Annotated in this window: 10 protein-coding genes; 9 read left to right on the top strand and 1 reads right to left on the bottom strand. The window is 71.1% G+C overall.

The features are described 5' to 3' along the window. Window positions 1–14: 14 nt before the first annotated feature. The gene (locus AB0N68_RS05395) at window positions 15–752 is read right to left on the bottom strand and encodes an SGNH/GDSL hydrolase family protein (RefSeq protein WP_268777515.1); all 738 of its coding nucleotides are present in this window, start codon (window positions 750–752) and stop codon (window positions 15–17) included. Window positions 753–1,250: 498 nt separating this feature from the next. Between AB0N68_RS05395 and AB0N68_RS05390 the strand changes: the two genes are divergently transcribed. The 9 genes from AB0N68_RS05390 to AB0N68_RS05350 all read left to right on the top strand — a co-directional run bounded on the left by AB0N68_RS05390 (window position 1,251) and on the right by AB0N68_RS05350 (window position 12,426). Beyond that, window positions 1,251–2,777: a DUF5979 domain-containing protein gene (locus tag AB0N68_RS05390; protein WP_292794785.1), complete on the top strand. Its 1,527-nt coding sequence runs from the start codon at window positions 1,251–1,253 to the stop codon at window positions 2,775–2,777. A 119-nt stretch (window positions 2,778–2,896) separates the two neighbouring features. Then, the gene (locus tag AB0N68_RS05385) at window positions 2,897–4,318 is read left to right on the top strand and encodes a sigma-70 family RNA polymerase sigma factor (RefSeq protein WP_268777513.1); all 1,422 of its coding nucleotides are present in this window, start codon (window positions 2,897–2,899) and stop codon (window positions 4,316–4,318) included. 103 nt (window positions 4,319–4,421) lie between these two features. Beyond that, a complete protein-coding gene (locus tag AB0N68_RS05380; RefSeq protein ID WP_313366500.1) occupies window positions 4,422–6,518 on the top strand; it encodes a DUF11 domain-containing protein in 2,097 nt (698 codons plus the stop codon). Window positions 6,519–6,628: 110 nt separating this feature from the next. Then, window positions 6,629–7,726: a non-hydrolyzing UDP-N-acetylglucosamine 2-epimerase gene (gene wecB, locus AB0N68_RS05375; protein ID WP_292793357.1), complete on the top strand. Its 1,098-nt coding sequence runs from the start codon at window positions 6,629–6,631 to the stop codon at window positions 7,724–7,726. After that, on the top strand, window positions 7,726–7,950 hold the full coding sequence (locus tag AB0N68_RS05370; protein ID WP_187662916.1) for an LPXTG cell wall anchor domain-containing protein: 225 nt from the start codon (window positions 7,726–7,728) through the stop codon (window positions 7,948–7,950). Before wecB ends, AB0N68_RS05370 begins: the two co-directional genes overlap by 1 nt. Further along, on the top strand, window positions 7,950–9,308 hold the full coding sequence (locus AB0N68_RS05365) for an XrtP-associated glycosyltransferase (RefSeq protein ID WP_259951757.1): 1,359 nt from the start codon (window positions 7,950–7,952) through the stop codon (window positions 9,306–9,308). Before AB0N68_RS05370 ends, AB0N68_RS05365 begins: the two co-directional genes overlap by 1 nt. After that, window positions 9,308–9,901 carry an exosortase/archaeosortase family protein gene (locus AB0N68_RS05360; RefSeq protein ID WP_292793351.1) on the top strand — a complete coding sequence of 198 codons (594 nt, stop codon included), beginning with the start codon at window positions 9,308–9,310 and terminating at the stop codon, window positions 9,899–9,901. The genes AB0N68_RS05365 and AB0N68_RS05360 overlap by 1 nt, the downstream gene beginning before the upstream one ends. A gap of 76 nt (window positions 9,902–9,977) precedes the next feature. Further along, window positions 9,978–10,649, top strand: a complete 672-nt coding sequence (locus tag AB0N68_RS05355) for a hypothetical protein (RefSeq protein WP_187662919.1) — start codon at window positions 9,978–9,980, stop codon at window positions 10,647–10,649. Window positions 10,650–10,683: 34 nt separating this feature from the next. After that, the gene (locus AB0N68_RS05350; protein ID WP_292793348.1) at window positions 10,684–12,426 is read left to right on the top strand and encodes a DUF7927 domain-containing protein; all 1,743 of its coding nucleotides are present in this window, start codon (window positions 10,684–10,686) and stop codon (window positions 12,424–12,426) included. The last annotated feature ends 8 nt before the right edge of the window (window positions 12,427–12,434 follow it).

Raw genomic sequence — 12,434 nt, 5'->3', positions numbered from 1 at the left:
TGAATCCGGGCCTCTCAGCCGAAGACGCGAGCCGTGCCGACCATGCCTTCCAGGAGGGCGGCTGTGCGGGCGCGCGGTCCCTCCGGCGCGATGCCGAGGACGCGGGCGAGCTCCAGGGCGAGAGCGGCGTGTCCGGCGGCGCTGGGGTGGAAGGGGTCGTTCATGAGGCCCCACGGCATCCCGCCACCGCCCAGCTCCGCGAAGTGCGCGTACTGGTCGACGAGGATCACGTCCTCCGCGGACGCGATCCGACGGACGGCCTCCGCGAAGGCGGCGATCCGCGCCCGCTCCGGCGCGTTGCGGACGTCGATGGCGGGCGGCGTCTGGAGCACCGGGATGGCGCCGAGTTCGCGCACCCGGCTCACGAAGTCATGCAGGGAGGCGGCGTAGTCATCCGGCGAGATCACCGGTCGGGGCCCGCCGTCCGAGGCGTCGTTGGTGCCGACCATGAGGGTGACGACATCCGGCTGCCAGCCCGCGACCCGACGCTCCCAGTCGTCGAGGATGTCGACGATCCGGTTGCCGCTGATCGCGGTGTTGAGCACGATGTCGCGGACGCGCTCGAGCTCGCCCCTGATCAGCTCGTGGAGGTGCTCCTGGTAGCTGCGCCCGCCCTGGGTGTGCACCAGGCCGTGGGTGATCGAGTCGCCGGTGATGACCCAGTTCAGCGGTGCCGGGTCGCGGAGCGCGTCGGCGAGGCGGCGGAGGTCGTCGTCGGCGGTGGCAGGGGAGGCGGAGGGGGCGATCGGCACGTTTCCGAGCTTATCCGGCGTAATGCTCAGGGGCCGTCCCCGTCCTGTTTGCCGAGGGGCGAGGCTGGGCATGTGAGCGCGGACGGGATCCGTGGCCCAGGACGTCGTCGAATCCCCAACCCGACGACGTGGAGAAATCGAGTCCCTCGTGCGGCGGGCTGCTCCCCCGGCCCGCCGCACATCCCCGATCTCGGGGCGTTCCGTCGGCCCATTCCGGAACGCCGATATACGCGCGGCTGCGAACACCTGCGATGCGCCGCATGAGGGGTACGGTCGTTGGCGGCCTGTTCGAGGGAGGGCAACCTTGCGGGCCGGGGGAGAGCTCCGCGGCATCGCCGCGGGCGGAGAGAGTGCGACGCCGCGCGGCGTGGAGACACGTGCGGCGTGCATCGGCGCGTTCCGCAATCCTGCGGAACGCGCGTAGTACGTCGGGCCCCGCCGTGTCTCATCTTCGACCGTGCCCACGTCGCGTGTGCGCGGCTGTCACCGGAGGAACACATGCTGACCCATTCGCCACCCGTCCGACCCCGCTCGGGACGGAGCCGCGTCGCCCGCCGCGTCGCCGCCGTCGCCATGATCGTCGGCGGATTCGTCGGAGCCCTGCTCGTCCCCGTCGCGGCGACCGCGGCCCCGCCGTACACGACCGGCGCGACGGTCGAGTCCCTGGCCTTCACGGAGAAGGCCGTCGCCAGCGGCACGAAGGCCGAGCTGACCGGCACCTGGTCCCTGCCGGACAACCCGGTCGCACCTGCCGGTTTCGTCGTCGAGCTCCCCGAGGGCCTCCGTGGGCTGCCGGACACCTTCCCGTTGCTCGACGCGGCGGGAGCTGAGGCGGGACGCTGCGTGACGACCGCCGCGCAGCTCGTCTGCGACATCGACAGCGCCTACCTGGAGGAGCACCCCGTCGGTCTCTCCGGAGGCTTCTCCTTCTGGGCGACGGTGACCACCGAGGTGAGCGAGACCACCACGGTCACCTACGACTTCGGTGACGTCACCGCTTCCGTCGATGTGAAGCCGGACCCTTTCATCTGCACGACCGACTGTGACTTCCGAGGCCGCGCGGACTTCAAGAGCGGGGAGTACCAGAACACCTCGGACACCATCGCGTGGGACGTCGCCGTCGGGGCGGGAGCGAAGGGCATGGCCGCGGGTCAGGAAGTCGTCGTCACCGACGTCATCGGCTCCGACCAGGAGCTCCTGCGCGAATCCGCCGCCGGGGAACGCTATCCGTCGCTGTGGGTCGCCACCGGTCTGCAGACGCTCCCCAGCGGTCTCGTCGTCCCGGGGCCGGTCACCGAGGTCCCTGCCGCCGACTACACCGTCTCCGCCGACGGGACCACCGTCACCTTCACCGCCGTCGAGGGCGGCTTCTACAACGTGCACTACCTCTCGCGGGTGACCGACGACGGTGCGGCCGGCACCTACCGCAACGCCGCCGAGATCCGGGTCGGCACCGAGACATCGTCGACGGTCACGTCGGAGGTCACCCGCCACGGCGGCTCCGGGACGGGGAACGGTACGCGCGTCGGGCGCTTCACGGCGCTGAAGACCCTCAGCGGTCCGGCGGCCGCGACCGAGCGGATCCCCGCCGGGACCCGGTACGTGCTGGAGTACGCGTACCCGGCGGGGCCGGGCTTCCCGGCGGGGTCGGGGGTGCTCGATCTCGAAGCCGGATCGCCGGTGACGAGCCCGGCGCTGCCTGCCGGCGCGGAGGTCAGGGTCCGCGAGCGGGCGCCGGAGCCCGTGGCCGGCACCGCATGGGGAACGCCGGTGATCAGCCCGGAGCGGTTCACGGTGGGGGACGAGACCGTCACCGTGAGCGTGCAGAACCCGGTGGCCGTCGTGCCCCCGCCGCCCGTTCCGGCCACGCCGAGCACGCCGGCGACGCCGGCGGGCACTCCCGGGGGCTCGCTGGCCACGACCGGCGGGGAGATCGCGACAGCGGGTCTGCTCGCCGGGGTGCTGCTTCTGGGGATAGGAGGTGCGCTGGCGGCCGCGCGACGCGCACGCCGCGGGAACCGCTGATCGCACGCGCCGGGCGGGGTGCGGCCGACATCCGTCGGGTCGTGCCCCGCGTCGGCGCGAGAACGCACGGGTGAGGTCTGTCACCTCACCGACACAGGCCCTCGGGGGAAGGGAACACCATGAGCGACCAACGCAGAGACGAGGAGAGGGAACGCGACGCGGACCTGCTGGACCGAGTCCGCGGGGGTGACGAGCAGGCCTATGCGGAGCTGTGGGAGCGCTACGCACCCGCGGCGGCGGCCGTGGCCCGCAGCTACTGGTGGTCAGCCGATGCCGACGACCTCGTCGCAGAGTCCTTCACCCGCATCTATCAGGCGATCCAGGCCGGGAAGGGGCCCACGGCCGCGTTCAAGCCGTACCTGTTCGCCACGATGCGCAACCTCGCCATCAGCTGGGGCCGCGCCCGTCGCGAGGTGCCCATCGAGTACATCGAGGCGGTGGAGGACCCGAACAGCACGGATGCCGCGGCCGACGCCGATTTCGACGCCTCGCTCGTCTCGCAGGCCATCCTGGCCCTGCCGGAGCGCTGGCAGGATGTGCTGTGGTTCGGCGAGGTCGAGCACCTCTCCATGCACGAGATCGGCAAGCGCCTCGACATCAGCGAGCGCGCGGCCGCGGTCCTCGCCTTCCGTGCCAGGGAGGGGCTCCGGCAGGCCTGGATCACCGCGCACGTCGCGGCCCGCCCGCCGGCCTCCCGGGAGTGTCAGTGGACGATGGGGAAGCTGGGCGCGCACGCCCGCCAGCGCCTCACGCCCCGGGACACGGCCCGTGTGCACGCCCACCTCGACGAGTGCGCCGACTGCCGCGCCAAGGCCGAGGAGGCGCGTCACGCCAGCTCGCGCATGCTGTCCGTCCTCTTCCCCGCCGGCATCACGGTGGGGGCCGGTGCGCAGATCTGGCAGTCGCTGACATCTGCCGGACTGTCCGCCAGCGCCGCCCCGCTGCCGCCCGCGATCGCCGCTCCGGTCGCGGGTATCGCTGCGGCGAAGGCCACCATCGGTATCGTGGCCGCGGTCACCGCGACGACGCTCGCGGCGACCGTCGCCGCCACGGTGGTCGGGGGCACCGCCGTGGTCGCGGCGCCCGCCGCCACGGAGGTCGTGACGTGGAACGTACCCACCCCGGTCCCATCCCCGGAGGCGACATCCGCCCCGGCGGCGACGCCGGTCGCGAGCCCTCCGCCGTCGGCCGCGCCGGAGCCGTCCGCTCCGGCAGCGCCGCCGCCGGAGCCGGAGCCGGAACCCGCCCCCGAGGCGAGCGTGCCGAGCGCTCCTGTCCTCATCGACGTGCCAGGACAGGTCTCACGCACCGAGCTGCTGTCCGTGACCGTGGCGTGCGAGGTCGGTGCCGACCTCACGGTGTCCGCCTACGGCGCCACCCTGGCGGCGGGGACGTGCGCGGCGAACGAGCGATGGCAGGCGAGCTTCCGCGTCGACGCCTATCCGGTGCCCGCCGGGACCGCAGTGACCCTGAGTTTCGCGCAGTCCAACATCGCCGGGATCTCCGGCGCGGCGAGCGCGGAGGTGGTCATCGTGGATTGATTTCGGAACCGCGCGTAATCACCCCCGCGGATCGCTGTCCTGTAGGAGTCCGCCATCTCCGGATACCAGCGGATGAAGAGATCGAGATTGGAACCACATCGCCATGAGGAAACGATCGGGCGCCTTCGTGCTCGGATTGCTGCTCGCCCTGGGCGCCGTCGCTGCCGCGGCACCCGCTGACGCCGCGACGGGAGCCGCGACCATCGTCGACGCGAACACCGGCCGGTTCACGCTGCCGGACGGCACGATCGCCACCGCCACACTCGCCGGCGGCTCCCGCATCTTCGGCGGCGAGGGTAAGACGCTGAGCTCCTGGAGCGGCACGGACGCCATGTACGCGGCCGGTGTCTCGGCGAAGGACCTCGCGACGCTCGACGTCCACTCGAACGCGAACTGCGGGACGTCGTCGCGCTGCGGCGAGGGGCAGCTCACGATCACGTTCGATCACCCGGTCGACGATCCCGCGATCCACATCGCCGAGTTCGGCGCCGGGACCGGCGGTACCGGACTCGGCGGGATCTCGGTCGCGGACGGCATCCGCTTCGCCTCCGCCGACGGCGGCGCGACCCGTGCGGTCGTCTCCGACGGCGCCACCTTCGTGGACGGAGGCGACGGCTACTCCCGCGGCGACATGAGGATCTCCTGCACCGCGGCCTCGCGCCCCGGGGGCTGCGGAAGCTTCACCGTCCCGGGCACCAAGATCACCCGGATCGTCTTCGATGTCGCCCGCTTCGCCCTCGGCGGCACGCAGACCGCAGCGCTGGACGGCTACGCCCTCGGGGTGACCGCCACCGCCACGCCGGACCCGAAGGTCGCCGGACTCTCGATCGCCAAGGTCGTCGACAAGGCCGCGGCCGCACCGGGCGACGTCCTCGACTACACCATCACCGTCCGGAACACCGGCGAGGCGGAGGCCCGTCAGGTGCCCGTGACCGACACGCTTCCCGCCGGGCTGCGCGATGCGACGGCCGATCAAGGCGGCGTGGTCGCCGACGGCGCGGTCGCCTGGACGATCGACGCCCTTCCCGCCGGCGGCACGAGCACCCTGCACGTCTCCGGGACCGTCGACCGCGCAGGCGCGGGCACCACCCTCGTCAACCGCGCCGTGGTGGAGAACCCCGCCGGTGTCCCGGCCGAGACGCCGGCGCCCACGTCCTCCACGCCGTGTGCGGACGACGCGAGTGTCGCCTGCGCCTCCACGGTCGTCGCCGCCCTGCCGGCGTTGTCCCTCGCGAAGACCGTCGACAAGCAGGTCGCCGGCCATGACGAAGCGCTGTCGTACACCCTGGTCGTCGGCAACGCCGGGACGGCCCCGGCGACCGATGTCCCCGTGACCGATGTCCTTCCGCCCGCCTTGACCGCGGTCTCGGCCGATCAGGGCGGCGTGGTCGCCGACGGCGCCGTCCACTGGACGCTCCCCGAGGTCCCGGCCGGCGGCGAGGTCGTGCTGCACGTGACCGGCACGACGCCGGGAGGTCTCGACGAGGCCCAGCTCGTGAACCGCGCCACCGTGCAGAACTCCGCCGCTGCGCCGAACGGGACGCCCGCGCCGACGGTGACCACCCCGTGTCCCGACGACCCGCAGCAGGCATGCGCCCTGACCGCGGTGGCCCCGCTCGCCTCGTTGGAGATCGACAAGACCGTGGCGCAGTCCGCCGCGCCGGCCGGGTCCATCCTCGACTACACGATCACCGTGACGAACGTCGGCCCCGGTGCCGCGACGCAGATCCCCGTCGTCGACGACCTGCCCGACGGTGCGCGGTTCATCGCCGCCTCGACCGGGGGCGTCGCCGTGCAGGACAGGGTGGGCTGGGTGGTGCCGGAGCTCGGCCCCGGGGAGTCGGCCACGATGACCCTCCGCGCGCAGCTGCCGCGAGACGCCGAGGGCACCGTCGTCAACCGCGCCACCGTCGCCTATGACGAGTCGATGATCGCCGGCCTGCGGGCAGCGGCGGTCCAGGCCGGGATCGCCGTTCCGGACGACCTGTCCGGCCTCCCCGCGCTGCCGCCGCTGTCGGCGACGCACGCCTGCGCGGACGACGCGCAGTGGTCGTGCGCGGCGACCGTCGTCCGTGCCCCTGCCGCTGCAGGGCTCGCGCAGACGGGCGGCACGCCGCTCTCCGTCCTCCCCGCGATCGCGCTGCTGGCGGGTGGAGCTCTGCTCCTCATCGTCTCCGCGCGTCGCGCGACCCACCGATAACCACTGATCGCGTCAGCCACGGGGGACCTGCCTCCGGGGGCTGATCGAGGTACCCAGAAATGCACTTCTCACAGTCCACTTCGTCCGTTCCGCTGCCGAAAGGCTCCGTCATGATCGTCTTCGGGACCCGTCCCGAGATCATCAAGCTCGCTCCGCTCGTCCGCGAACTGGGAGATGCCGCCTTCGTCGTCCATACCGGGCAGCACTACGACCCGGGGATGTCCCGGGTGTTCCTCCGGTCCTGCGGGATCGAGCGCGTCGATCTCCAGCTGCATGTCGGCGGTCTCCCGCGCGCGGCGCAGATCGGGCGCGCCGCCGAGCAGATCGCCGAGGCCATCACCCGCTTCGAGCCGCGGTACGTCGTGGTCCAGGGCGACACGAACGCGACGTTCGCCGCCGCTCTCGCCGCGAATGCCGCAGGGGTGCGCCTCGGGCACGTCGAGGCGGGACTGCGGGCGCACGATCGCCGGATGCCCGAGGAGCACAACCGGGTGATGGTCGACCACATCGCCGACGACCTGTTCGCGGCGACGGCGGCGAACCGTGCCAACCTCCTCGCCGAGGGCATCGACGAGGAGCGCATCCGCGTCACCGGCAATCCGGTGGTGGAGGCGGTGCGCGCCCAGCGTGCGGGCGCGGCCGGCGATGCGGACGAGCTCGCGCGGCTCGGATTGACGCCTGCCGGCTTCGTCCTCGCCACCCTGCACCGTCAGGAGAACGTGGACACTCCGGAGAACCTCCTGGCCACCCTCCGCGCGTTCAACGCGATCGCGGCGTCGGGGTGGCCCGTCGTGTTCCCCGTGCACCCGCGCACCAGGGCGATGCTCAGCACGTTGGACGCCACGCATCTCCTGGACGCGCTGATCGCCGAGGAACCGCTTCCCTACGAGCGGTTCCTGGCGCTCGCCGCCCACGCCGCTCTGCTGGTCTCCGACTCCGGCGGCATACAGGAGGAGGCGACGGTGATCGGCCGCCCCGTCCTCGTCGTGCGGGACTCGACCGAGCGCCCCGAGGCGCTGGGCGCCTTCACCCGGCTCGTCACCCCGCAGGAGCTCGCTCCGGCCGCCTCCGCCCTGCTCGGCGCGGTGGAGCCGACCCTCGCCCGACTCGCCACCCTGCCGTCCCCCTTCGGCGACGGGCAGGCCACCGCGCGCATCGCGGCGCACATCCGCAGCACCGTCGCCTCGACCCGCACTGAGGAGTCCTGATGTACAGCAACGCCCTGACCACCCCGCTCGCCACGGTCGGCGCCCTCGCCGTCACAGGTCCGGAATCGATGACCACCTGGGTCATGGCGGCGGGCATCGCGGTGACCGTGGGGGCGGGGCTGCTCCTGCGCACCCGCCTGCTGCGGCGGTCGGCACCGGCTCCCCGCCCGATCCGTCGGTCCGTCGCGCCGGAAGAGGACCCCGCGCCGGGGAGGACACCCTGATGTTCCCGGTGCTCAACGCGTTCACGGTCCTGCTCGGCGTCGCGTTCGTCACGTACGTCCTGTTCATCCTCATCCCCTATCTCCGTTATCCGAAGACCACCCCGGGCGATCCGGCGAGCTTCGAATGGCACTTCTTCATCCCGTGCCGGGACGAGGAGGCGGTGATCGATACGACCGTGTCGCGGGCGCGGCGGGACTTCCCCGGCGCCCACGTCTGGGTGATCGACGACGACAGCGAGGACGCCACGGCGTCGATCGTCACCCGATGGGCCGAGGCCGACGAGCACGTGCATCTCGTTCAGCGCCGTCGCCCCGAGGCGCGGACCGGCAAGGGCGACGCACTCAACGCCGCCTATCATCAGCTCCTGGCCTGGCTCCCCGCAGACGCCGACCACGATCGGATCGTCGTCGTCGTCATCGACGCGGACGGCGAGATGGAGCCCAACGCCCTCGAGATCTGCGCCGCCGACGACATCTTCGGCGACGAGAGCGTGGGGGCGGCGCAGATCGCGGTCTGGATGAAGAACCGCGACGACCCGAAGCCCTACCCGCACGGCGGGCGGTTCGCCAACACGTTCGCGCGGTTCCTGCTGCGGATGCAGGATCTCGAGTTCCGCACCACCATCGCCGCGATGCAGTCGCTCCGGGCGAAGACCGGGACCGTGGGGCTGGGCGGCAACGGCCAGTTCACCCGGCTCTCCGTGCTCGATGCGATCGGCGACACCTTCGGCGAACCGTGGCACGGCGCCCTGCTCGAGGACTACGAGCTGGGCGTCCATGTCGTGCTGGCGGGCTACCAGGTCCGCCACGTCTACGACACGCACGTGAACCAGGAGGCGCTGCCTTCGATCCGCCGTCTGCTCACGCAGCGCACCCGGTGGGCGCAGGGGAACATCCAGTGCGTCAAGTACATCCGCGAAGTGGTGAAGTCGCCGTACGTCGACAACGCCGGGGTCATCGAGACCGTGTACTACCTCGTGCTGCCCTTCCTCCAGATGCTCGGAGGGCTCTCGTTCCTCATCCTGTTCAGCGCCCAGGTCGGGTACTGGGTGCAGCAGCCGGAGCTCTTCCAGGTCGCGCTCGGCGACACCCTCGGCGTCCTCGGGCTGCTGTTCGCCTTCTCCGTCGCCCCGTTCGCCGTCTGGGGGTTCGTCTACAAGATCCGCTGCGAACCCCAGGCGAGCTGGCTGACGGCGCTGGGGTGGGGGCTCGGGGTGTGGCTCTACGTCTATTACATGTACATCTGCATCGCGCGGGCGTTCCTGCGCATCGTCCGGGGCAAGAACGGATGGGCCAAGACACGCCGCAATGCGGAGGCCCACGTCGTCGTCAACGGATCCGTCGCCGTGGAGGCCTGATGACCACCGTCACCGAAACCCTGCCCGCCCTCCGCGCCCGTCGACTGGATCGGGTGTCGCCGCCGAACCGTGCCGCGCGGGTGGTCGTGGCCCTGCTGATGCTCACCGCGGGCGGAGCGCTCCTGGCGGTCAACACCTCCTTCCGCGCCGTCGAGGCGGTCGTCGCGACGTGGCTGCTCTCGCCGTTCGTCGAGGGCCAGCGCGCGGCGATCGGCGAGCACTATCTCGTCTGGACCCCGACCGGAGACCTGATCGCTCTGCAGATCACGGTCGAGTGCACAGCACTCCTGATCGGGCTCCCGCTCACCGTGGTCGCCGCGGTGATCCTCGCCTTCACCCGCGTGCGGTGGAGCCGGCTGTTCGGCGGGCTCGCAGCCATGTGGGGCATCGTCTTCGCGGTCAACATGCTGCGGCTCGTCCTGATCGGCTGGGCCACCCATACCTGGGGTCTCGATCCGGGCTACAAGGTGAGCCACGTGTTCGTGGGTTCCCTCGTCGGCGTCCTGGGGTACGTCGTCGGACTCGTCGTGATGCTCCTGATCATCGGCGTCCGTGCCCCGCAGCGCCGGAATACTCGCCGTCCGCGGGCGTAATCGACCCCCGTCCCCACCGTCTCATTCGCGGCGAAGCACTCTGCTCGTCGTGTCCACATCAAGAAAGAGGCTCATCATGAAGAGCATCCTCAAGACCGCGTGCAGCGCCGGTGTCGGCCTGCTGATCGTCGGGGGCTCGCTCCTCGGCGCGCAGGGGGCCATGGCCGCCGACCAGCCCGACTCCACCGACGGCGCATCGAGCGGCGGCATCTCCTCGGTCCGCAGCACGGAAGACGTCGACGGTCAGGCCTCGACCCGCGGCTACCTGGGTCGAGCCACCCAGACGGCCGCGACGGGCGTGACGCCGGGGTCCGAGATCAAGGAGGGCGCGATCGTGCAGCTCGTCAACGACGAGCAGATCGACGGCGTCTACAAGGTGATCCTGCCCGTGCCGGCGCACACGACCTTCGCGTCGGCGACCAGCGGCGGTCAGCTCGTCGGTGGGAACGTCGTCTGGACGTTCAACGTCACGCACGACGGCGGCACCAGCATCGTCACCCCGATGGCGACGTTCACCGTCGACGCCGACTACTGGGGTCCGCAGATCACCAACAGCGCCAAGGTGCTCTACACCGGCGGCGTCTTCACCGACGACCACCGCTTCACCTACAACTACAGCCACACCTTCGCCGAGCGTCCGCCGGTGCCGGTGGCCGATCCTGCCGTCGGACTCGCGGGCGCCGGAGTGATCGCCGTCGGAGCCGCTGGCGCGTTCGCGCTGCGTCGTCGTCCCTCGGCGACCCGGTGACGGGCGCCGGACAGACACGGAGGAACAGAGACCTGTGAAGAAGACATCCTTTCTTCGGGGTGCGCTGACCGTGGGGGTGCTCACCGCTCTGGCGGCGGGCGCCCTCGCGGGTGCCCCCGCCGCCTCGGCGGCCGACGTCAACGGCTGGAGCGGATCGGGAGACACCCGCACCGCGTCGGCCGCCGGAGCGACGGCTCGCATCACCACCACCGACAAGGTGCAGATCAAGAGCTCCGGTGACGTCGTCAACCTCGCCACCGTGCGCGACGGCGGGGAGCTCGGGCTCAACGTGATCGGCCTCAACGAGGGCTACCCCTGCAAGAACGGCATCGAGTGCGTCCGCGGGAACGTCGTGGTCGACTTCGGCCAGCAGGTGACGAACCCGAAGATCACCCTCGCCAACCTCGGCGGTGACGTGTACTCCATCGGCGGCGTCGTGCAGTCCTCGGCGAAGTACACGCTGAAGACCTCAGGGGTGAGCCTCAGCGCCGTGAGCGGCAACCTGGACGTGACATCGAACACGATCACCTCGACCTCCTTCGCCGCCAAGACCGGCACGGTGCAGGTCAACGGCACGGTCTCGAAGGTGGAGTTCCAGCTCAGCATGCGCTCGAAGGGCGCGTTCCTCGGGCTCGTGCCGACCTGGACGAAGGTGCCGAGCGACCTGCACAGCATCGACATCGACGTGGACACGCCGACGGCGCCCGCGCTGACGGTGGACAAGAACGATCACCGCGACAGCGCCGTGATCGGCGACCAGCTCTCGTACGACATCGTGGTGCGCAACACCGGCACCGCTGCGGCGAGCAACGTCGTCGTCAGCGACGACCTGCCGGCCGGGCTCACCGGTATCACCGCCTCGTACACCGCTGGCACGACCGGTCAGGTGTCGATCACCGGGCAGCGCGTCCAGGGCACGATCCCATCGCTCGCTCCTGGCGCGTCCTCGACGATCACCGTGAAGGCGACCGTCGGGGCATCCACGCCGATCGGGAACCTGCGCAACAACGCCTGCGCCGTGGGAACCGCCACGAACCAGGCCTGTGACTGGGACGACACCACCATCACCAAGAAGACCACGCCCGTGCTGACGATCAGCAAGGACGACGGTCAGGGTGATGTGAAGCTCGGACAGGACCTGACGTACGACATCGTCGTGCGGAACACCGGCGACGGTGCGGCCACGAACGTCGTGGTCAGCGATCCGCTCCCGGCCGGTCTCGACTTCGTCTCGGGCAGCGGCCCGTCGGGTGTGACGGTGAGCGCCTCCGGGCGCACCGTGACCGCCAACCTCGGCACACTCGAGGCAGGGCAGTCGGTCACGCTGAAGGTGAACGCCAAGGTCAACCAGTCGGCTCCTCCCGGGGCGCTGACCAACCAGGCCTGCGCGGTCGCCGGTAACGCGGCGAACGTCTGCGCGACCGACACCGACACCGTCAAGCGCGAGTTCTTCCAGTACACGTTCAACTCGAACCCGACCGACCCGACGCCGGGCCAGGCCGTGACGTACCGGATGGAGTTCGGCAACAACGGCAACGTCGACTCGGCGAACGCGGAGATCGCATACACGCTGGCGGGCATCCTCGACGATTCCAGCTGGAACCCGTCGAGCGTGACGGCCAATCGCGGCACCGTCACCGTGAGCGGCGACAGCATCGACTGGAAGGGAGCCCTCGCCTCGGGTGAGACGGTCGTGATCACCTTCACCGGTGTCTGGAACGGGAACGGCGACGGCTTCGCCTTCCCGAACGTCACCTACTACGGCAGCGCGCGCTAGCCGGCACT

The sequence above is a fragment of the Microbacterium meiriae genome (genome assembly GCF_040685015.1).
GTDB classification, from domain to species: domain Bacteria; phylum Actinomycetota; class Actinomycetes; order Actinomycetales; family Microbacteriaceae; genus Microbacterium; species Microbacterium meiriae.
The sequence above is the reverse complement of the archived record's forward strand: the minus strand, read 5'-3'. Positions and strand labels throughout refer to the sequence as shown.

Excerpts from the sequence above, each read along its gene's own strand:
- AB0N68_RS05390 (WP_292794785.1), top strand. The coding sequence starts at position 1,251 with ATGCTGACCCATTCGCCACCCGTCCGACCCCGCTCGGGACGGAGCCGC.
- AB0N68_RS05385 (WP_268777513.1), top strand. The coding sequence starts at position 2,897 with ATGAGCGACCAACGCAGAGACGAGGAGAGGGAACGCGACGCGGACCTG.
- AB0N68_RS05380 (WP_313366500.1), top strand. The coding sequence starts at position 4,422 with ATGAGGAAACGATCGGGCGCCTTCGTGCTCGGATTGCTGCTCGCCCTG.
- wecB (WP_292793357.1), top strand. The coding sequence starts at position 6,629 with ATGATCGTCTTCGGGACCCGTCCCGAGATCATCAAGCTCGCTCCGCTC.
- AB0N68_RS05370 (WP_187662916.1), top strand. The coding sequence starts at position 7,726 with ATGTACAGCAACGCCCTGACCACCCCGCTCGCCACGGTCGGCGCCCTC.
- AB0N68_RS05365 (WP_259951757.1), top strand. The coding sequence starts at position 7,950 with ATGTTCCCGGTGCTCAACGCGTTCACGGTCCTGCTCGGCGTCGCGTTC.
- AB0N68_RS05360 (WP_292793351.1), top strand. The coding sequence starts at position 9,308 with ATGACCACCGTCACCGAAACCCTGCCCGCCCTCCGCGCCCGTCGACTG.
- AB0N68_RS05355 (WP_187662919.1), top strand. The coding sequence starts at position 9,978 with ATGAAGAGCATCCTCAAGACCGCGTGCAGCGCCGGTGTCGGCCTGCTG.